This window comes from Geodermatophilus sp. URMC 61 (assembly GCF_052931555.1).
The window spans coordinates 2,384,217-2,403,722 of the sequence record NZ_JBRFHZ010000002.1; the positions used below are offsets into that span (position 1 = coordinate 2,384,217).

18 protein-coding genes and 1 riboswitch are annotated in these 19,506 nt (G+C 72.3%); of the genes, 12 read left to right on the forward strand and 6 right to left on the reverse strand.

Annotation, left to right across the window (positions count from 1 at the left end; genetic code table 11):
- The first annotated feature begins 311 nt into the window (after nt 1–311).
- A riboswitch (cyclic di-AMP (ydaO/yuaA leader) is annotated at nt 312–479 on the forward strand.
- A gap of 3 nt (nt 480–482) precedes the next feature.
- From ACU610_RS10925 to ACU610_RS10935, 3 genes are all read left to right on the forward strand, one after another.
- Complete coding sequence (locus ACU610_RS10925) at nt 483–1,070, forward strand: transglycosylase family protein (RefSeq protein ID WP_446767734.1); 588 nt, start codon at nt 483–485, stop codon at nt 1,068–1,070.
- Between the two features lie 312 nt (nt 1,071–1,382).
- The gene (gene treZ / locus ACU610_RS10930; RefSeq protein WP_446767735.1) at nt 1,383–3,137 is read left to right on the forward strand and encodes a malto-oligosyltrehalose trehalohydrolase; all 1,755 of its coding nucleotides are present in this window, start codon (nt 1,383–1,385) and stop codon (nt 3,135–3,137) included.
- A gap of 2 nt (nt 3,138–3,139) precedes the next feature.
- Nucleotides 3,140–3,874, forward strand: a complete 735-nt coding sequence (locus ACU610_RS10935; RefSeq protein ID WP_446767736.1) for a dihydrofolate reductase family protein — start codon at nt 3,140–3,142, stop codon at nt 3,872–3,874.
- Here ACU610_RS10935 and ACU610_RS10940 read toward each other — a convergent pair.
- Together ACU610_RS10940 and ACU610_RS10945 are read right to left on the reverse strand one after the other, a co-directional pair.
- Nucleotides 3,849–4,250, reverse strand: coding sequence for a DoxX family protein (locus ACU610_RS10940; protein ID WP_446767737.1), 402 nt, complete (start codon nt 4,248–4,250; stop codon nt 3,849–3,851). The genes ACU610_RS10935 and ACU610_RS10940 overlap by 26 nt on opposite strands.
- Nucleotides 4,251–4,253: 3 nt before the next feature.
- Nucleotides 4,254–4,640: a type II toxin-antitoxin system VapC family toxin gene (locus ACU610_RS10945; protein ID WP_446767738.1), complete on the reverse strand. Its 387-nt coding sequence runs from the start codon at nt 4,638–4,640 to the stop codon at nt 4,254–4,256.
- A gap of 562 nt (nt 4,641–5,202) precedes the next feature.
- Between ACU610_RS10945 and ACU610_RS10950 the strand changes: the two genes are divergently transcribed.
- The 9 genes from ACU610_RS10950 to ACU610_RS10990 all read left to right on the forward strand — a co-directional run bounded on the left by ACU610_RS10950 (nt 5,203) and on the right by ACU610_RS10990 (nt 13,993).
- Nucleotides 5,203–5,565 (forward strand): DsrE family protein, encoded by a 363-nt coding sequence (locus ACU610_RS10950; protein ID WP_446767739.1) that lies wholly within the window; start codon nt 5,203–5,205, stop codon nt 5,563–5,565.
- Nucleotides 5,566–5,614: 49 nt separating this feature from the next.
- Nucleotides 5,615–6,694 carry an ATP-dependent DNA ligase gene (locus ACU610_RS10955; protein WP_446767740.1) on the forward strand — a complete coding sequence of 360 codons (1,080 nt, stop codon included), beginning with the start codon at nt 5,615–5,617 and terminating at the stop codon, nt 6,692–6,694.
- 178 nt (nt 6,695–6,872) lie between these two features.
- Nucleotides 6,873–8,432 carry an alpha/beta hydrolase gene (locus ACU610_RS10960; protein ID WP_446767741.1) on the forward strand — a complete coding sequence of 520 codons (1,560 nt, stop codon included), beginning with the start codon at nt 6,873–6,875 and terminating at the stop codon, nt 8,430–8,432.
- Between the two features lie 48 nt (nt 8,433–8,480).
- Nucleotides 8,481–9,548, forward strand: coding sequence for a DNA polymerase domain-containing protein (locus ACU610_RS10965; RefSeq protein ID WP_446767742.1), 1,068 nt, complete (start codon nt 8,481–8,483; stop codon nt 9,546–9,548).
- Nucleotides 9,549–10,036: 488 nt separating this feature from the next.
- Nucleotides 10,037–10,312, forward strand: a complete 276-nt coding sequence (locus ACU610_RS10970; RefSeq protein WP_446767743.1) for a type II toxin-antitoxin system Phd/YefM family antitoxin — start codon at nt 10,037–10,039, stop codon at nt 10,310–10,312.
- Nucleotides 10,309–10,584, forward strand: coding sequence for a type II toxin-antitoxin system RelE family toxin (locus ACU610_RS10975; protein ID WP_446767744.1), 276 nt, complete (start codon nt 10,309–10,311; stop codon nt 10,582–10,584). The genes ACU610_RS10970 and ACU610_RS10975 overlap by 4 nt, the downstream gene beginning before the upstream one ends.
- Nucleotides 10,585–11,051: 467 nt before the next feature.
- A complete protein-coding gene (locus tag ACU610_RS10980; RefSeq protein ID WP_446767745.1) occupies nt 11,052–11,243 on the forward strand; it encodes a hypothetical protein in 192 nt (63 codons plus the stop codon).
- Nucleotides 11,244–11,500: 257 nt separating this feature from the next.
- A complete protein-coding gene (locus tag ACU610_RS10985; protein ID WP_446767746.1) occupies nt 11,501–12,343 on the forward strand; it encodes a hypothetical protein in 843 nt (280 codons plus the stop codon).
- A gap of 408 nt (nt 12,344–12,751) precedes the next feature.
- Complete coding sequence (locus ACU610_RS10990; RefSeq protein WP_446767747.1) at nt 12,752–13,993, forward strand: M23 family metallopeptidase; 1,242 nt, start codon at nt 12,752–12,754, stop codon at nt 13,991–13,993.
- Nucleotides 13,994–14,476: 483 nt separating this feature from the next.
- On the opposite strand, the gene ACU610_RS10995 is transcribed toward ACU610_RS10990, so the two are convergent.
- From ACU610_RS10995 to ACU610_RS11010, 4 genes are all read right to left on the reverse strand, one after another.
- Nucleotides 14,477–15,505, reverse strand: a complete 1,029-nt coding sequence (locus ACU610_RS10995; protein WP_446767748.1) for an NAD(P)-dependent alcohol dehydrogenase — start codon at nt 15,503–15,505, stop codon at nt 14,477–14,479.
- Nucleotides 15,502–16,245, reverse strand: a complete 744-nt coding sequence (locus tag ACU610_RS11000; RefSeq protein ID WP_446767749.1) for a DUF4386 domain-containing protein — start codon at nt 16,243–16,245, stop codon at nt 15,502–15,504. Before ACU610_RS11000 ends, ACU610_RS10995 begins: the two co-directional genes overlap by 4 nt.
- A 23-nt stretch (nt 16,246–16,268) precedes the next feature.
- A complete protein-coding gene (locus ACU610_RS11005) occupies nt 16,269–16,535 on the reverse strand; it encodes a hypothetical protein (protein WP_446767750.1) in 267 nt (88 codons plus the stop codon).
- A gap of 144 nt (nt 16,536–16,679) precedes the next feature.
- A complete protein-coding gene (locus ACU610_RS11010; protein WP_446767751.1) occupies nt 16,680–19,496 on the reverse strand; it encodes a LuxR C-terminal-related transcriptional regulator in 2,817 nt (938 codons plus the stop codon).
- Nucleotides 19,497–19,506: the final 10 nt, after the last annotated feature.

Consider the following 19,506-nt stretch of genomic DNA (forward strand, 5'->3'; position numbering starts at 1 on the left):
TCGCAGGCTCGCCCCAGGTCCCGTCCCGAGGCTCGCCGCGAGCTCGTGAGCGGTGAGGAGGACGGGGTCCTCGTGCCTGCAGGGGTCCAGGGCCGGGGCGCGGGGCCGAGGTGAGACGGACCTCACGTCCCCGCGTGGGCACGTGCCCACGCGGGGACGTGACCAGGTGATCCGCCCGGTCCCGGCGCCGACGGCCGGCCGTGTCACCCGAGTTGCCCGTGGGGCACGGGGTGTGCCGCCGTGACCTGACCGTTACCTTGTCCGGGCACCCCCATCCGGAACCGGGTGCCGGAGCCGATCCGCCGAACCCCGTCCGTCGGCCGCCGTACCTCCTGCACAGCCAGGACGGGGGTGGGGGACCCATCTCGGTGCCCGGCCGGTCCGGCCGGGCACCTCGGGGTGAAGCCGTGTGCGCACGGCCGGGGCACCGATCGCTCCGAACCCGACAGCTCACCTCGCAGGCGGCGGATCGGGAGTCCCCCATGCGTTCGTCCTCTCCTGCCCGCACGTCCGCACGCGCCCTGCGCCGTGGTGCCGTGGTGCTCGGCGGTGCCGCCGCCGTCTCCCTCGGCGTCCTGGCCGCCCCGGCCTCGGCGGCCGCCCCCAACAACTGGGACGCCGTCGCCCAGTGCGAGTCCGGCGGCAACTGGGCCATCAACACCGGCAACGGCTACTACGGCGGCCTGCAGTTCAGCGCGAGCACCTGGGCCGCGTTCGGTGGCCACCAGTACGCGTCCAACGCCCACCTGGCCACCAAGGCGCAGCAGATCGCCGTCGCCGAGCGCACGCTCGACGCCCAGGGCCCGGGCGCCTGGCCGACCTGCGGCAAGGGTCTCAACCCCTCCGCTCCCGAGGCCGGCGCGGCTCCCATCGCCGCTGCCCCGGTGGCCGCGCCGGCCCCGGCAGCGGCCGGCGGGGGTACCTACACCGTCCAGGCCGGTGACACGCTGGGCACGATCGCCCAGCAGCAGGGCGTCGCCGGTGGCTGGCAGGCGCTGTACGCCGCCAACGACGACCAGCTCAGCGACCCGAACCGGATCTCGGCCGGTCAGGTGCTGCAGCTGCCGTGAGGCGGACCGGCGGCCGGGGAGGCACTCCCCCGGCCGCCGGGAGCCCGGGCCCCTCGGCTCCGTCCCGGGTCCCGCCGGCCCCCTGCCGGCACGAGGACCCCGTCCTCCTCACCGCTCACGAGCTCGCGGCGAGCCTCCGGACGGGGCCTGACCCGAGCCTGCGAGCGGTGGGGGTCGGGGGTCCTTCCACGAGGGGTGGGGAGGACGGGGTCCTCGAGGAGTGGCGCGCGGCACGCGGGAAAGACGTGGTTGGCGGCCGTCCGCGCGGGCATGACCCCTCGGACCACCCACGACTCCCCTGGAGGCCCCTGCATGTCCGCTGCCGTCGAGTTCGCCGTCTGGGCGCCGGTCCCGGAACGGGTCCGGCTGCAGGTCGACGGGTCGGTGCACGACATGCGCCGGGAGGACGGCGGCTGGTGGCGGGCCGAGGTCGAGGCCGGCCCGGAGGCCGACTACGGCTTCCTGCTGGGCGACGACGACACCCCCCGCCCGGATCCGCGCTCGCGCCGCCAGCCCGAGGGTGTGCACGGGCCGTCCCGCCGCTACGACCCGTCCTCGTACGCGTGGGGCGACCGCGCCTGGACCGGCCGCCCGCTGGCCGGTGGCGTGGTCTACGAGATGCACGTCGGCACGTTCACCCCCGAGGGCACGCTGGACGCCGCCACCGGCAAGCTCGACCACCTGGTCGACCTCGGCGTCGACTTCGTCGAGCTGCTGCCGGTCAACGGCTTCGACGGCACGCACAACTGGGGCTACGACGGCGTCCTCTGGTACACGGTGCAGGAGAGCTACGGCGGTCCCGCGGCCTACCAGCGCTTCGTCGACGCCTGCCACCAGCGCGGCCTCGGCGTCATCCAGGACGTCGTCTACAACCACCTCGGCCCGTCCGGGAACTACCTGCCGCTGTTCATGCCGATCTTCAGCGAGGGCGGCGCCAACACCTGGGGGAGCTCGGTCAACCTCTCCGGCCCGGACTCCGACGAGGTGCGCCGCTACATCCTGGACAACGCGCTGATGTGGCTGCGGGACATGCACGTCGACGGGCTGCGGCTGGACGCCGTCCACGCGCTGGTCGACGAGCGGGCCACCCACGTGCTCGAGGAGATGGCGCAGGAGGTCGACCGGCTCTCGGTGGCGCTCGGCCGGCCGCTGACGCTCATCGCCGAGAGCGACCTCAACGACCCGCGGATGGTGACCCCGCGGGTGGCCAACGGCACGGGCATCTCCGCGCAGTGGAGCGACGACTTCCACCACGCGCTGCACTCGGTGCTGACCGGTGAGGGCCAGGGCTACTACGGGGACTTCGCCGCCGCCGGGCTCGCCGGGCTGGCCAAGACGCTGACCGGCGCGTACTTCCACGACGGTGCCTGGTCGAGCTTCCGCCGCCGGCACCACGGCCGGCCGGTCGACACCGCGCTGCTGCCCGGCTGGAAGTTCCTCGGCTACCTGCAGGACCACGACCAGATCGGCAACCGCGCCGTCGGCGACCGCGTCTCGGCGTCCCTCTCCCCCGGCCTGCTCGCCGTCGGCGCGACGCTGGTGCTCACCAGCCCGTTCACCCCGATGCTCTTCATGGGCGAGGAGTGGGGCGCCTCGACGCCGTGGCAGTTCTTCACCAGCCACACGGACCCGGAGATCGGCCGGGCGACGGCCGAGGGCCGCAAGGGCGAGTTCGCCGAGCACGGCTGGGACGCCGACGAGGTGCCCGACCCGCAGGACCCGGAGACCTTCACCCGCTCGAAGCTGGACTGGGACGAGCCCGAGCGCGAGCCGCACCGCACGCTGCTCGCCGTGCACCGGACGCTGCTGGCGCTGCGGCACGAGCACCCCGACCTGGTCGACCCCGACCTGTCGCGGGTCGAGGTGGGCTGGGACGACGAGGACCGCTGGCTGGTCGTGCACCGCGGCGCGCTGCGGGTGGTGGCCAACCTGTCCGGGGACGCGCGGGAGGTGGACCTCGACCGGGCGGCCACCGGCGTCCTCCTCGCCACCGGCGACGAGCCGGCCCTCGCCGGGACCACGGTGACGCTGCCGGCGGAGAGCGCGGCCGTGCTCACCACGGCCTGACCGTGCGCCGGCTGCTGCCCGGGGCCGGCGGAGAGGACACCGCGGACCTGGACGACGACGCCCTGGTCAGGGCCTACCGGCTGCCGGGCGGACGGTCGCTGCGGGTGGACTTCGTCGCCTCCCTCGACGGGTCGGTGGCCGTGCAGGGCCGCAGCGGCGGCCTGGGCTCACCCGGCGACAAGCGGGTGTTCCGCACGCTGCGGGCGCACGCCGACGTCGTCTTGGTCGGGCACGGGACGGCGGCCGCCGAGGGCTACCGCCCGGTGGACGCCGACCCCGCTGTCGGCAGGCTGCGGACGGCGATCGGCCGGCCGGCGTCGGCGCCGATCGCGGTCGTCTCCCGGCGGGCCTCGCTGGCCCCCGGCGACCGGCTGGCCGTCCCGTCGACGCTGCTGGTCACCTGCGCGGCGGCCGACGCCGGCCGGCGGGCGGCCCTGGCCGACGCCGGCGTGACCGTGCTCGTCTGCGGGGAGGACGACGTCGACCTCCCCACCGCGCTGGACGCGCTCGCCGAGCGGGGGCTGGAGCAGGTGCTGTGCGAGGGCGGGCCCGCGCTGCTGTCGGCGGCGCTGGAGGCGCGGGTGGTCGACGAGCTGGACCTGTCGATCGCGCCGGCCCTGGTCGGCAGCCCGGACCGGCTGCTGGCCGGCGCGCTGACTGAGGTCGTCCGCCCGCGGCTGGTGCAGGTGCTGGAGGAGGACGGCGTGCTGTTCACCCGGTACGCGGTCGACCGGTAGCGCGCCGGGCGACCGCCGCAGCCCAGGCCACGTAGCCCAGGTTGACGGCGACCCGCGCCGCGACACCGACCGGCCGGTCGAACGCCCGCTGCGCGGTGCGCCGGTGGCGCAGCGGTTCCAGGTGCGCCGGCAGGTGGGCGGTGATCAGCGCGGCGGTCGCCCGCGCGCCGGCCCGACGGGTCGCCGGCACCGCCACGAGGACGCCGGTGGCGACGTCGGCCAGCCCGCTGACCGCCACCACCGCCGACCGCGCCGGCAGCCACGACGGCACCAGGCCCCGGTGGTAGCCGGGCGAGGTGACGTGGGTGACCCCGCTGACCACCATGAGCGCCGCCAGTGCCCACGCCGCCGGGTCGTCCGTCCTCGAGCGGGGCACGGGTCAGCCGACCAGCCGCACGACGTCGCCGTACTCCCTGAGCCGGTCGTCCGCCGTGAGCAGCACGGCCCCTTCGGCGACGGCCTGTGCCACGAGGAGCCGGTCGAAGGGGTCCCGGTGGACGTCGGGCAGGTGCTCCACCGCGGCAGCATGGTCCGCAGCGACCGGGAGGTGGTGGAGCACGAGCTCGCTGGTCACCCGTCGCACCCAGGTCCGGATGTCGGACCCGACGGAGAGCTTCCCGAGGCGCTGCTCGATCGCCAGCTCCCAGACGCTCACCGCGGAGAGCAACCGCTGGTCGGCGTCGAGGACCAGTTGTCTGGCCGCACCCAGCCGGGCCGACTGGTGGGTGGCCCAGACGACGACCTGGGTGTCGAGGAGGACCTCCACTCCTCGCCCTCGAACGCCCGCTGCAGGTCCTCGGGCAGCTCGTCGAAGTCGTCAGCGATCCACACGTTGCCGCGGTCGAAGTCGGGTGTGCGCCGCGCGGGACCCACCAGCCTGGCCACCACCTTGCCGCGGTTGGTGATCTCGACTTCCCTCACCCGCGGCGACCTTCTCGAGCAGCCGCGACAGGTGCGTCTTGGCCTCGTGCACGCCGACCGACGTAGCCATGGAACTTGGTCCACTCGCGGGCGGCTCACCGACGTCGCACTGCGACACCGCCGCGCGCGCAACGCACGCTGAGCGGCCGTCCCCGGAGTGCAGTCCCCGCCTTCGCGGTACGGCACGAGGACGGCCACCACGGCGCGAGGTCCGCGATCACCGGCACCGGCCCGCCGGTGTCCCCATCCCCGTCGGAACCGCCGTGAGGCGCTGCCGTCGGCGGCCTCGAGCGGACGGCCTGCTGTCCACCGGAACGGCATCGGCCCCCGACGCGGGACCTCCGACTCCTCCGCCGGGCACCCGGCCGCCCCTAGCGTCCCCTCCCCGACCGTGCGGAGGAGACGCCATGGGCAAGGCAGTGGTCAGCCTGAAGACCGGCCTCGAGGACTCGGAGACCGTCACCGTCGCGTTGCTCATGGCGGTGGGTGCGGCCGAGTCCGGCCGTCCGACCGCCATGTTCCTGGCCAAGGAGGCGGTGCGGCTGGCCCTCGAGGGGGTGGCCGTCGGCACCGCCTGCGAGGGCTGTCCCCCGCTGGCCAGTCTGTTCGAGCGCTACGCCGCGGCGGGCGGGCGGCTGTTCGTCTGCCCGATCTGCTTCAACGCCAAGCAGCTGGACGCCACCGCGCTGGTCAAGGGCGCCGAGCTCGCCGGCACGGTGCCCCTGTGGGAGTGGATCGGCGACGAGGGCGCCACCACTTTCAGCTACTGAACCGGCCGCACGCCGCCGTCCGTCGGCGGCGGCTGCTTGACTGGCCGGCATGGACCTGCCCCTGCTGCCGCCGGTGAAGCCGATGCTGGCCAAGGCCGTCACCAAGGTGCCCACCGCCGAGGGCATGTTCTACGAACCGAAGTGGGACGGCTTCCGGTGCATCGTCTTCCGGGACGGCGACGAGGTGGAACTGGGCAGCCGCAACGAGCGCCCGCTCACCCGCTACTTCCCCGAGGTGGTCGAGGCGGTCAAGGCGGCGCTGCCCGAGCGCTGCGTGGTCGACGGCGAGATCGTCGTCCCCAACGGCGACCGGCTGCACTTCGAGGCGCTGCTGCAGCGCATCCACCCGGCCGAGTCGCGCATCCGGCTGCTCGCCGAGCAGACGCCGGCGTCCTTCGTGGCCTTCGACCTGCTCGCGGTCGGCGACGAGTCGCTGCTCGAGGTGCCGTTCGCGCAGCGCCAGGCCCGGCTGCGCGAGGTGGTCACCGGCACCGACTCGGTGCACGTCACGGCGATCACCCAGGACGCCGCCACCGCCCAGCGCTGGTTCGAGCAGTTCGAGGGCGCCGGGCTGGACGGCGTCGTGGCCAAGACCCCCGACCTGCCCTACGGCCCCGACCAGCGGCTGATGACCAAGGTCAAGCACGTGCGGACGGCGGACTGCGTGGTGGCCGGCTTCCGCTGGCACAAGAGCGGGCCGGTGGTGGGGTCGTTGCTGCTGGGCCTCTACGACGACTCCGGCGACCTGCAGCACATCGGCGTCGCGGCGTCCTTCCCGATGGCCCGCCGGGCCGAGCTGGTCGAGGAGCTGGCGCCCTACCGGGCCGAGGCGCTCGAGGGGCACCCCTGGCAGGACTGGGCCAACGCGGACGTCGTCAACGGAGCGAACGGCGAGGAGCACCGGATGCCCGGCGCGCAGAGCCGCTGGAACGCCGGCAAGGACCTCTCCTGGGTGCCGCTGCGCCCGGAGCTGGTGGTGGAGGTCAAGTACGACCAGCTGGAGGGACGGCGGCTGCGGCACACCGGCCAGTTCCTGCGCTGGCGTCCCGACCGCGAGGCGCGCAGCTGCACCTACGAGCAGCTGGAGGTGCCGGTGCGCTACGACCTGGCGGAGGTCTTCGCCGGCTGACGGAGGACCGCGCTTCCCCAGGCCTCCCACGCTCGGCGTGGGCCCTGCGGTGGGCCGGCGGGACCCGGGGCGGGTCCACCGCGCCGGGTGACTGCCCCGTGACGTTCGGCAGAGGGCTCCGTCACCTGGTCGGGCCCGTGCCTGCGCCGCCCGGCCCGGCCTCATACCCTGGGGACCCATGCGCGTGTCCCGCGGCCTGATCGCCGCTGCCTCCGGCCTGCTCGTGGCGATCTCCGGCTGCACCTCCTCCTCCGAGGACACCGCGGCGGACGCGTCGGCCCCGGCGTCCTCGGCACCGGCCGCGCCGGAGGCCGCGGAGATCGCCTGGAGCGACTGCGATGCCCAGATCACCCAGCTGGTGGCCGGCACCCCGGGCAGCGAGCGCGACCTGGCCTTCGAGTGCGGCCGCACCGAGGTGCCGATCAGCTACGACGAACCGCGGGGCGCCACGCTGCCACTGTTCCTGGTCCGCGCCCGCTGGGCTCAGCAGACGGACCGCATCGGCTCGCTCGTCATCAACCCCGGCGGCCCCGGCGGCTCGGGTGCCGACGCCGCGATCGGTCAGGCGCTCACCCTCCCCGAGGACGTGCTGCGCCGCTTCGACGTCGTGGGCTTCGATCCGCGCGGCGTCGGGCTGTCCACGCCGGTCGAGTGCATCCCGCCGGACCTCAAGGACCGGATCGTGGCCTCCGAGCCGCGGCCGACCACGCCGGAGCAGGTGGACGAGGCGTTCGCGTTGCAGCAGGAGGTCGCCGACGGTTGCGCCGAGCAGTACCCCGACTCGCTGGGCACCTTCAACACCGTCGACACCGCGCGCGACATGGACCTGCTGCGCCAGTCGCTCGGTGACGAGCAGCTGACCTACCTCGGCTACTCGTACGGCACCACCCTGGGCTCCACCTACGCCGAGCTGTTCCCCGACCGGGTACGGGCACTGGTGCTCGACGCCGCCGTCGACCCGGACGTCGACCCGCGCGCCGAGGCCGAGCAGCAGTCCACCTCGCTGGAGGCCAGCTTCGACGCCTTCGCGGCCAACTGCACCGGCCTGGTCGCCGGCTGCCCGCTCGGCCCGGAGCCCCGCCGCTTCATCGAGGAGCTGCTGGCCCAGGCCGCGACGGCGCCCATCCCGAGCGCGCTGTCCGGCAAGACCCGCCAGGCGACGCCGGGCGTGATCATGACTGCCGTCCTCTCGGCGCTGTACAGCACCGACTCGTGGCCGCAGCTGGCACAGGGCCTGACGGCCGCCCGCAACGGCGACTCGCAGCAGCTGTTCTCCCTCGCCGACGCCTACTCCGGCCGCCTGCAGGACGGCACCTACACGAACCTGCTCGACGCCAACGTGGCAGTCAACTGCGCCGACACCGACCCGGCGACGGCGCTGCCCGAGGAGGAGATCCGCACCCTGGCCACCGAGTGGGGGCAGCGCTTCCCGCTGTTCGGCGCCGGCGCGGCCGTGGGGCTGAACAGCTGCACGGTGTGGGAGGCCGCGCGGACCCCCATCCCCGAGCGGGACGCCGAGGGTGCCGCACCGATCCTGGTGGTCGGTACCTCCGGCGACCCGGTGACCCCGCTGCCCGGCGCGGTGGACCTGGCCGAGGACCTCACCTCCGGCGTCCTGCTCACCTGGCAGGGCCAGGGGCACACCGCCTACCCGAAGACCGCCTGCGTGACCGGCGCGGTCAACGCCTACCTGATCGACCTGGTGGTGCCGCAGGACGGGCTGACGTGCCCGGCCTGAGCGCCCTAGGGTGCGCCGGGTGATCACTTCCGCGGGATCGGGTCTCTGATGGCGTCGTCGAAGGACGCCGTCCTGCTGCAGGTCGACGGGCACGAGGTGCGCGTCTCCAACCCGGAGAAGCCGTACTTCGCCGAGCGCGGCATCCGCAAGATCGACGTCATCGAGTACTTCATCGCCGTCGGCGGCGGGATCCTGCACGCGCTGCGGGACCGGCCGACGACGCTGGAGCGCTGGCCGGGCGGGGTGTTCGAGGGCGCCCGGCTGTCCACCCGGATGGACAACACCGGCGACGCCTTCTACCAGAAGCGGGTGCCCAAGAACGCCCCCGAGTGGGTGCCGACGGCGCACATCACCTTCCCCAGCGGGCGGACGGCGGACGAGATCGCGCCGGACTCGGTGGCCGTCGTCGCCTGGTGCGCGAACCTGGGCACGCTGACGTTCCACCCGTGGCCGGTGTCGAAGTCCGACGTCGAGTCGCCGGACCAGATCCGCATCGACCTGGACCCGCAGCCGGGCACCGAGTTCTCCGACGCCGTCTGGGTGGCGCCGCACGTGCGCGAGCTGCTGGCGGAGTTCGGCATGCAGGGCTGGCCGAAGACCTCCGGCGGGCGCGGGGTGCACGTCTACGTCCCGATCCAGCCGCGCTGGACCTTCCCCGAGGTCCGCCGCGCGGTCATCGCCTTCGGCCGCGAGCTGGAACGGCGGATACCCGACCGCGTGACGATGTCGTGGTGGAAGGAGGAACGCGGCGAGAAGATCTTCATCGACTACAACCAGATGGCCCGGGACCGCACGATCGCCTCGGCGTACTCCATCCGGCCCAGGCCGCACGCGCCGGTCTCGGCCCCCCTCGACTGGGACGAACTGCCCGACGTCCACCCGACCGACTTCGACGTGCTGACCATGCCCGCCCGCTTCCGCGAGGTCGGCGACAAGCACGCCGAGATCTCCGACCACGCGTTCGGCATCGAGCCGCTGCTCGAGCTGGCCGAGCGGCAGGCCAAGGACCAGGGCCTCGGCGACCTGCCCTATCCCCCGGACTACCCGAAGATGCCGGGCGAACCGATGCGGGTGCAGCCGAGCCGCGCCAGGCGTTCGACCAGCACAAACGGGTGATCGGGCGTTCGGCGTCAGGGAAGCACAGCGCTTGCTCGACGGACACCCCGCGTCCTGCAGGAGATCTGGCGTACTCCTCCGGTCGCCGTTCCGGGCGCCTGGGACCACCCCCAAGCAGCGTGGGCCCATCGAGCTCATCAGCTGGAGCGTCCGCTGCTCCTCCCGCTGGTCGATCAGCCCGCGGCCGCGAGCCGGTGCTCGACGAGCTGCCCGGCACGCCCCCGCCGCGTGACTGGCCGGCCCGATGACAGGAGGGGCTCCGTCGTCTCAGGGTGCCGGTCACTGGCTTGATGGGTCTGAGCCGGCGGTTGTGGGCAACGTCCTGGGGCGTCCGTGAGAGGCACGAACCCGTCGGCATGTCACCGCTCCGCCGTTCACCTGTCCCCATCGCCTTCACCGCCGAACTGCGCCGGTGGTGGGTGGAGGTTCTGTCAGAGCCACGGCTGAGCTGCTTGACTCCAGCGGGCGAGCTGACCATGATTGTGGTCATGACGACCCAGTCATTGGCGGCGGTCAAGGCGCACTTCAGCCAGGTGATCGACGAGGTCGCCGGCACACACGAGCGCGTCACCGTCACCAGGAACGGCAGTCCGGTCGCGGTCATCCTCGCCGTCGAGGACTACGAGTCCCTGGTGGAGACCCTGGAGATCCTGTCCGATCCCCGAGCGCGCTCGGACATCAGGCAGGCCGAGGAATCGATGGCCGCCGGTGAGGTCTACGGCGAGGCCGAGGTGCGGGCCGCACTCGCGGCCCGCCGGCGGTGACCGGCCCTCGTCGCCATACCGTCGTCCTCTCGGCGGCGGCCAAGCGGGCCATCGAGCGAGACCTCCCCGAGCGAGTGGCTGTCGCGGTCGTCAATTTTCTCTACGGGCCGCTGGCTGCGGATCCGTACCGCGTCGGGAAGCCGCTGCGCTTCGAACTCGAGGGCTACTGGTCCGCGCGACGGGGCCAGTACCGCGTCATCTACTCGATCCACGACGACGAGGTCCTCGTCAGAGTCGTGCGCATCTCGCACCGCGTCGACGTCTACGGCTGATCGGTACCTCCGGGTCGGCACCGGCAGGTGCGGAAGCCCTGTGTCCCTCCTCGGACACAGCAGCGAGGCCCGCGGCCGGTGCCCCTCTCTCCGCGCCCGCACCGGACGGGTGGGTGGCCGGCTCGACGGCGGGGCGAGGATCAGGACCGGGAGGGCACGGGACGGGTATCTGCGCGGCTTCCGGGCGCGAGAACTCACCCCGATGACCCATCCGCCCATGCTCATCCCCGACCTTCGGTTTTACCGCTCTGAACAGCGCTCCGGGTTCCGCTCCCCGAAGATGCGGGAGAACCGATGCGGGTGCAGCCCAGCCGCGCCAGGCGTCCCACCAGCGCGGACGGGTGATCAGGCGCTCGACGCCAGGGAAGCACAGCGCTCACTCGACAGACAACCACGTCCTGCAGGGGATCTGGCGTAGCCCTCCGGTCCCCTTCCGGGCGGCTGGGGCCGCTCTCGAAGCACCGCGGATGATCGGGTTCCACAGGCAGAGCGTCCACTGCTTCAGTCGCTGGCTCACCGAGCTCGCCGAGGCCGCCGAGCTCTCCACCGTCGGCACCCGGCTGCGCGAGATGCGCCGCTTCCGCCGCTGGCTGGTGGCCGAAGGAGAACTGGAGGTTGCCCCGACCGACGGCATTACCGCCACGAGCTCCTCCTCGTAGGCCAGGCGGTAGAGACTGAGGCATTCCCACCGCGCTGATCGACCCCGTCGCGCCACGCAAGCGGCTCACCGAGCAGTTGCCGCTGGCCGCCGGTGGCGACGGCGAAGCCATGGAGCTCGACGAGGACTTCCTGCACAACCATGAGTACGCGATGCCCCGTCCGGCCTGCCGGGCATGGGCGCCGATCGGATGATCATGGTGTTGACCGGCCGCAACATCCGCGAGACCGTGCTGTTCTCGATCGACCGACCCGGGGCGTGATCGTCGTGGCCGAGCTCTACGTCGAGTACATCGTGCAGCCGGGCAAGCAGGCGCTGCTCTTCCTGCTCGTCGGGTTCATCCTGACCTTCTTGTTCATCCGGCTCAGCGTCCGGATGATCCGCGCCCAGGTGTCATGGTGGCCGGGCAACATCTCCACCGGCGACGTGCACGTCCACCACGTCGTGTTCGGCGCGGTGCTGATGTTCGTCGCCGGCCTGCTGGCGTTCGCGCCCGCGGGCTGGCAATCACCGTGGTGGGAGATGCTGGGCGCGCTGTTCGGCGTGGGGGCAGCGCTGGTGCTGGACGAGTTCGCCCTGATCCTGCACCTCGAAGACGTGTACTGGTCGGAACAGGGGCGCAAGTCCGTCGACGCGGTGGTGCTCGCCGCGGCCGTCATCGGGCTGCTGATGCTGGGCGCGCTGCCGTTCGGTGTGGAGTCGGTGGGCACGGCGGCGACTGCGGGACGTGCGGCGTTCCTGGTCACGATCGCCATCGGCGGCGTCCTGAGCGCCGTCGCCCTGCTGAAGGGTCGGCTGTGGCTCGGCGTGCTCGGCCTGCTGTTTCCGTTGCTCGCGCTGATCGGCACGCTGCGGCTGGCCAGACCGAACTCGCCGTGGGCGCGCTGGTGCTACCGGCCGGAATCGCGCAAGAGCGCACGGGCGGTTGCCCGCGCCCGCCGCCATGAGCTGCGGTGGCGGCGGCTCAAGCACCGGATCTTCGACGCCGTGGCCGGTCGGCCGACGTCCGTGTTGCCGGTCCGACGTGATCAGCCGGCGTTGCCGCCAGCTGACCGCGACCCGCCCACTCGAGCGTCCGCGCCGGCTCCGGACCCCAGGTGATGGCCGCCCCGCGCAACACCGTGCTCAACCTGCACCGGCTGGCCGGCCACACCAACATCGCCCGCGTCCAACGCCGGGCCGGCTGGCGAGCCGCCACGACCTTCGAGATCCTCACTGCCGCCGATCACCCCCAGGAAGGCCAGGTCACGCCGGCCACTCCGGACGTTGACTCAGCCCTGGCCCGGCCGCAGCCAGCGCCGATACATCAGGCCGTCAAGCCGCCGGCCAAAGCCGGTAGACAACCTCATTGCTTTAGTGGGCACCGCTTTTTGCTGAGTAATTCACGGTGGCTCTGCTCGAAGGCCTTGCCACAGCCTTGATCGAGTGGTCATCATTCCAGAGCAGGGCCCCAACAGTCGGGTGCCAGGTGAGCAACTCGGCGCCTGTAGGCCTCGAGGGAGGACGACAATGGCGAAGCTGGTACGTCTACCTGCGGTTCTTGCCGCGGCCCTGGTGACGGCTGCGCTCGTTGCCTTTCCTTTGGTTCAGTCTTCAGCAGGTTCGCCGAAGCCGGCATTTCGGACCGGCGATGAGTCGAGCACCCCTGGCCAGGGAACGCCACGAACGACAGCGCTCAAGATGTCCGTGATCGGCAGACCAGGCCACGTTCTCGGGACCGACGGCAACGTACACTTCGAATACGACCTGGTCGCCACCAACATATTCGAAGTCCCTGTCACCTTGACTCAGGTGGAGGTCAGAGCGGACGATGGAACTCAGCTGCTCTCCCTGACCGGAGACAGGTTGCAAGCGGTAACACAGCCGCTCGGCGAGCAACCTCCCGCCGTTACTCCAACTAGAGTCGTGGCCAGCTCGAGCTCAGTGGCAACTCTCGTGGACGTCATGGTCCCGCCTGGCAGGCTGCCTGAACATGTCACCAACCGAGTCACGTATGAGCTACCACCCGATACGCCACCGATTCTTAGGGCGCTGATCGGCAGTCTGGTGATCGAGGGACCATCCCTCAGCGTGGATAATCGCCAGTCCATGGTGATCGCCTCACCTCTGAGCGGTCCGGGTTGGTTCAACGGAAACGGTTGCTGCCAGGTGACCCTGCACCGATCTTTCCGAATCACCGTCGATGGTCAGCGGGTGGTCACGCCCGAAACGTTCGCGATCGACTGGGTGAAGGAGCAAGGCAGATCGCTCTGCCAGGCTGACTGCACGACAAATGAGCAGTACTTCGCATACGGGGCGGAGGTGCTCTCGGCCATCGATGGGGAGGTCGTAGCGGTTCGGGATGGACAGCCGGAGGAGACGCCGATGCTCGACCCCATCCACGTGCTCCATCCGGAGGACTTTGGAGGCAACTCGGTCGCCGTGCGTACAGCCTCGGGCGTCTATGCGTACTATGCCCACTTGCAGCCAGGCAGCATTCAAGTCAGGGTCGGTGACCGTGTGAGGACGGGTCAGCCGCTAGGCGCGCTGGGCAACTCCGGCAACTCCACACAGCCACACCTGCACTTCGAACTGATGGATGGGCTCGACCCCCTCACCGCCAACAGCCTTCCCTTTGTGATCGACCGTTATACGTTGGCTGGAACGGTCGACGAGGCCAACAGCACGGCTACGAGCCTCCGGATCGTGGGAACGCCGAGCCGACAAGAAAAGACTCACCCCTTGTTCTTGTCCGTGTCCGACTTCCGCTGAAGAGCATCGAGCCATGCCCAGTAGCTCCCCGGTGTCGGCTTTGCCCTTACGACCGCCAGATGCCGAAGGACTCATCGCAATCCGCGGATCAGGGTGAACGTCACCGATGACGGCACTCCTACGCGCTGCTGCGACCGGGGCCGCGGCGGACCCGGACGGCCGGGAGTGCGGTAGCCCCCCTGAGGTGGTCCGCCGTCGAGACGATGCGTCCAAGGGGCCATCACTCATGAACTGCGGTTGGCCGCGATCACGAGATGGCGCGGCCGATCTCGTCGAAGCGCCGAACCTCCACGGTCGCCACGCGGCTGCACCGGGATGCGCCGGTTTTGCCAGTGGTTGCTTGCCGAAAAGGTGGAAGGGTGAGGCGACGACGACCGGGCCGTCAGGCCTTCCAGCCGGTGACCGAGCCGGCATTGATGGCGAAGCTGATGCCGTCCACGACGGTCTTGTCGCCGTAGCGCTTGGTGAGCTGGTGCGCCTCGATCATGACGACACCACCTCGGTCTGCTGGGCGGCCGACGGCGCGAGTTCGGTCTCGGCGGAGCTGAGGCGGAGGACGACGTTGCCGCGCTTGTGCCCGGTGTCGACGAAGCGGTGCGCCTCGGCGATGTGGGCGAGGTCAAAGGTGCGGTCGCGGACCGCCCGGAAGGCGCCGGCCTCGGCGAGGTCCACCAAGACGGCCAGATCCTCGGCGGTGAGCTTCCCGACGTCGGCGGTGACCCGGTAGCCGGTCCGTCGGCGGCGCAGTGGTGCCCGCAGGATGGCCGGCAGGTCGGCGATGACGAGCAGCAGCGCGCCGCCGGGCTTGAGCAGGTGGGCGACCCGCTCGTACGGGGCGTTGCCGACGCAGTCGACGATCACGTCGTAAGCGGTCGTCTCGGTGGTGAAGTCCTCGGTGGCGTACTCGATCACCCGGTCGGCGCCCAGCGAGGTCACCAGCTCTCTGTTCGGCGCGCTGCACACCGCGGTCACCCGGGTGCCGGCGTGCTTGGCGAGCTGCACGGCCGCGGAGCCGACCGCGCCCGACGCCCCGTTGACCAAGACCGTCGCACCTGACGCGAGATCGGCCTGCTGCAGGAAGCCGCGGGCGGTCAGCCCGCCGAAGACGAGCGTCACGGCGTCGTCGAAGGACATGTTCCGCGGCTTGTGGGCGAGGGCGCCGTCGGCCCGGATCCGGGCGTACTCGGCGTGCCCGCCGAAGTCCGCACCCAGCATGGCGATCACTTCGTCGCCGGGGGCGAAGCGAGTGACGTTCGCCCCGACGGCCTCGACAACGCCGGCGGCGTCCATGCCGAGCACGCGGCGCTTGGGACGCAGAAGCCCGATCCCGGTCGCGGCGAGCAGACCCAGTCCGCGGGGTACCTCACGGCTGCGGGCGCGGTGATCGGCGGCGCTGACGGTGCTGGCGTACACGCGGATGAGGACGTCGTCCGGGCCGACCGTCGGCCGCGGCGCCTCCTCGACGCGGACGGTGTCCGGCCCGCCGAACCGGCGGTAGACCGCGGCCTTCATCGGACGGCCTGCACGGGCGGCAGGGCGGCGACGGCGGACGGCCGGAAGCCTTTGACGGTCAGGTAGACGCCGAGCGAGAGCTCCCACACGGCGATCGGGATGAAGGCGACCGCGGCGAACGGCGAGACGCGGTCGATGACGCCGAAGAAGATCGCGATGTCGGAGGCCAGGAGCAGCGGGGCGCCGATGAGCCCCAGCGTGGGCAGGATCCGGGGGACGAGGCCGGACCGGTACAGCACGTAGCCCAGGCACAGCGCGTTGAAGACCGGCATCAGGCTCTGGGACAGCAGGAGCGTCGAGTCGTAGGTAGCGACCAGGGTGTGGCCGGTCGTGACCAGCGAGCCCTGGTCGGCGCCGGCGGTGCCGGCGACGTCGCGCAGGGTGACGAGCGTGTGGATGTTGACGACGCCGACGATGATGAGGGCGCCCTCGACGACCCGGGCGGTGACGAACCCGAGGGCGGCCGTCTCGCTCACCCGCTTGGCGACCGGGAACAGCACCACCGCGGTACCGATGCCGGCCAGGGCGACGACGACCTCGGAGAAGGACCCCCACAGCACGGCGGTGGCACTGCCGGTGCCGAGGACGAACCGGGCGCCGTCCCGCACCGGCTGGAACGCCATGAGCGTGGGGACGGACACGAACGTGATCAGGTAGAGAATTCCGGCGGCGCGGGAGGTGCGCCGCATCGAGTCGACCGGGGCCGTGCTCGACGGTGCGCTCGGGATGGTGGTTGCCATGGCGGTCTCCTGGGGGGATGTCCTCAGCGGGGTCGGCTGGAGCAATGGGGTGGGTCGGCGTCGAGGCGGGTGACCGAGACCAGCGGCAGCCCGAGGTCGCGGATCCGTGCCAGCACGCCGTGCAGTGCTGCCTGGTCGGTCACCGGGCCGGCCAGGACGGTGGTGCCGTCGCCGGCGGTGGTGAGGGTCATCCCGTCGAACCAGGCGGCCCAGCGGGGGGCGAGGCGACCAGCGATGCGGATCTCGTAGCGGCTCGAGTCGGAGGAACGGCCGCGCGTGGTCTCCGTCATCGGGGCTCCCAGTCCGAGCCGACCGGGAGGGCCCGGCAGGCGTTCCGGCGTTCGTTCGGTACGGCCGAGAACGTAGGAGCCGGGGTGGTGAGACCGGATCACCAGGTGTGGTGATCCGGGTGGTGAGAGGACGGCGGGTGGGGCCTACCGGCTGTCGCTGGTGCGGCCTGGGCGGTCGCCGGCCCGGGCCAGCAGGTCGAGCTCCTCGGCACGGCGGACCGCCGCGCGACGGTTGGTCACGCCGAGCTTGGCGTAGATGTTCTTGGTGTGGGTGCGCACGGTGTTCACCGACAGGAACAACTCGCGGGCGATGTCCGGGCCGTCCAGATCGGTGCCGAGCAGCCGCAGCACATCCAGCTCGCGCCCACTCAGCGGGTCGACCGAGGTCCCGCGCCGGCGTCCACCGTTCTGATCCGGCGCGTGGGCAGCCAGCAGCCGGCGGGCGTAGCCGTCGGCGCTGACCTCCGTCGTGGCTGCCCGCAGCAGCGCCACGAGGGGGCGACCCTCGTCGAGGAAGATCCGGACGTAGCCCTGCGGTTCGGCGGCCGCCAGCGCCCGGCGCAGAGTTGCCCGCGCCGCGGCGACCTGGCCGCGTGCCTGCTCGGCGAGCGCCTGCACGACCAGCACCTCGAGCAGAGTGCCGGTCCGCCCACCGACCTCCGCGGCCCACCGCAGACGGGTCAGCAGCTGCACCGCCCCGGTGATCGAATCCTCGCCGCCGTCGGCGGTGAACCGAGCGACCAGCGCCCGGGCGAGCGTGAGGTGCTCGAACTCGTGCAGGTAGTCGGGCTCGTCGTCGACCGACAACGCCCGCTCGCCGGCCCAGGCCAGCGCGTCGGCCCACCGCCCGCAGCGGGCCAGCAGCCGTGCCCGCAGCGCCGGAACCGGCCGCACCCGGGGGAAGTAGTCGGCGACGTAGCGGCGTTCGGCGTCCTCAAGCAGCGCCAGCGCGCCGTCGAGGTCGCCCTCGGCCTCGCAGATGCCAGCCATGGCGACCCGCCAGCGGTACGAGGTCTGCGGCAGGGCGGCGTGCTCCTCGAGTTTGCGGCCGGTGGCGAGGTGTCGGCGGGCGGCGTCGAGCTCCCCGCGTTCGATGAGCACGCCGGCGATGCCCACGTGCACGTCCGCCGCCCCCCGCAGCGGAGGCCTGGCCTCCGGGGTCACCAGGCGCAGCGCCCGCTCCAGCGTGCGAAGCGCCTCCCCGAGGCGGCCTTGGGCGAGGCGGATGTCGGCCAGCGCGATCGTGCAGCCGGCCACGTCGGACAGGTGCCCGGCCCGCTCCAGGTGCGCCGCGGCCTCGGCGTACCACCGGTGCCCGGCGTCGAGGTCCCCGGTTCCCCAGTACGCCAGCCCCAGCAGGCCGGCGGCCGGGCCGCGGCTGAGGTGGTCGTCGTCGGCGCCGGCACGATCGAGCGCCGCCCGGGCGTGCCGGATCGTCCCGGCCGGGTCGCCGGACAGCAGCGCCTGCCCGGCGCGGTACAGGGAGATCGCGCTGGGCACTCGGCGGAACGCCTCCTCGTCGACCACGACCATCTCCGCCGCCGGCGCCCCGAGGTCCTGGCCGTTGCCCGGCGTCCGTGCCACCCACCGCTCGGCGTCGCGCAGGTGCTCCTCCACGCCGTCGGTCAGCCCGCTGACCATGAGGGCTGCGGCGTAGCCGATGCTGAGCACCGGCCGGACCCGCAGCACCTCCCTCGGAAGCGCCGCCAACCAGCGGCGCATGGTGGCCTCCTGCCGGCCCTGCTGCAGCGCCGGCAGCAACAGCTCGATCAGCTCCGCCGCGCGCGCGTGGTCGCCGCCGGCCAGTGCGTGGTGCACCGCCTCGGCCCGCTCGCCGGTGGTCTCGTGCCAGTCGGCGGCCCGCCGGTGCAGGTCGGCGACGGCATCGGGCTGCTCGCCCTGCAGGTGTGCCTGCAGGACGTCAGCGAACAAGTGGTGGTAGCGGTACCACCGGCGGCGGTCATCGAGCGGGATGAGGAACAGGTTCGCCCGGTCGAGGGCCTCCAGCGTCTCCCGACCGTCGTGCCGGCCGGTCACGGCGTCGCACAGTGGGCCGCTCAGCCGGCTCAGGATCGAGGTCTGCAGCAGAAAGCTGCGGATCCGCTCCGGCTGACGCTGCAGGACTTCCTCAGCGAGGTAGTCGACGATGTAGCGGTCGTCCCCGGCGAAGTCGGTGAGGAAGGCTGTGAGGTCGGTCCGGCCCTGCATGGACAGCGCCGCCAGCTGCAGCGCGGCGATCCAGCCCTCGGTGCGGGTGTCCAGGGCGGCCACCTCGCCGGCGCTCAGGGCCAATCCCATGGCCCGGGTGAGGTACTCCGCGGCCTCCCCGGGTGTGAAGCGCAGGTCGGCGGCGCGGACGTCGACCAGCTCGCCGCGGACCCGCAGGCGAGCCAGCGGCAGTGGCGGATCGGCACGGCCGGCGATCACCAGGTGGGCGTGCGCCGGCAGGTGCTCGAGCAGGTACGCCATCCCCTCGTGCACGTCGGGGGACCCGATGACGTGGTAATCGTCGAGGACCAGCACCAGGTCGCCCGGGACGGCGTCCAGGTCGTTGACCAGCGATGCGACGACCGCCTCCGCTGAGGTCTGGGGCGTGGACAGCAGTGCGAGCGCGCCGGCGCCGACGTCGGGCAGCGCCGTCTGCACCGCGGCCACCAGGTAGGCCCAGAACAGCGCCGGATCGTTGTCCCGCGCGTCGAGGGACAGCCACGCCACCGACCGGTTCGCCGCTGCCACGGCGGACAACCAGTCGGTGAGCACCGTCGTCTTGCCGAACCCGGCCGGTGCCGACACCAGCGTCAGCGCCGCCTCGTCCCCGCGGCTGAGCCGCTCGATGAGCCGGGGGCGGGCCACCAGGCCGCGCCTCCGCCGGGGCGCGTGCAGCTTGGTGGTGAGCAGGGGCCCCACCGCGACCGCCTCTCCCTGGAGGGGCCAGGCCCCGGCGTCGACGACTCTGGTCACCGGCCACACC

Excerpts from the sequence above, each read along its gene's own strand:
- ACU610_RS10925 (WP_446767734.1), top strand. The coding sequence starts at position 483 with ATGCGTTCGTCCTCTCCTGCCCGCACGTCCGCACGCGCCCTGCGCCGT.
- treZ (WP_446767735.1), top strand. The coding sequence starts at position 1,383 with ATGTCCGCTGCCGTCGAGTTCGCCGTCTGGGCGCCGGTCCCGGAACGG.
- ACU610_RS10950 (WP_446767739.1), top strand. The coding sequence starts at position 5,203 with ATGGGCAAGGCAGTGGTCAGCCTGAAGACCGGCCTCGAGGACTCGGAG.
- ACU610_RS10955 (WP_446767740.1), top strand. The coding sequence starts at position 5,615 with ATGGACCTGCCCCTGCTGCCGCCGGTGAAGCCGATGCTGGCCAAGGCC.
- ACU610_RS10960 (WP_446767741.1), top strand. The coding sequence starts at position 6,873 with ATGCGCGTGTCCCGCGGCCTGATCGCCGCTGCCTCCGGCCTGCTCGTG.
- ACU610_RS10965 (WP_446767742.1), top strand. The coding sequence starts at position 8,481 with ATGGCGTCGTCGAAGGACGCCGTCCTGCTGCAGGTCGACGGGCACGAG.
- ACU610_RS10970 (WP_446767743.1), top strand. The coding sequence starts at position 10,037 with ATGACGACCCAGTCATTGGCGGCGGTCAAGGCGCACTTCAGCCAGGTG.
- ACU610_RS10980 (WP_446767745.1), top strand. The coding sequence starts at position 11,052 with ATGATCGGGTTCCACAGGCAGAGCGTCCACTGCTTCAGTCGCTGGCTC.
- ACU610_RS10990 (WP_446767747.1), top strand. The coding sequence starts at position 12,752 with ATGGCGAAGCTGGTACGTCTACCTGCGGTTCTTGCCGCGGCCCTGGTG.
- ACU610_RS10995 (WP_446767748.1), bottom strand. The coding sequence starts at position 15,505 with ATGAAGGCCGCGGTCTACCGCCGGTTCGGCGGGCCGGACACCGTCCGC.
- ACU610_RS11000 (WP_446767749.1), bottom strand. The coding sequence starts at position 16,245 with ATGGCAACCACCATCCCGAGCGCACCGTCGAGCACGGCCCCGGTCGAC.
- ACU610_RS11005 (WP_446767750.1), bottom strand. The coding sequence starts at position 16,535 with ATGACGGAGACCACGCGCGGCCGTTCCTCCGACTCGAGCCGCTACGAG.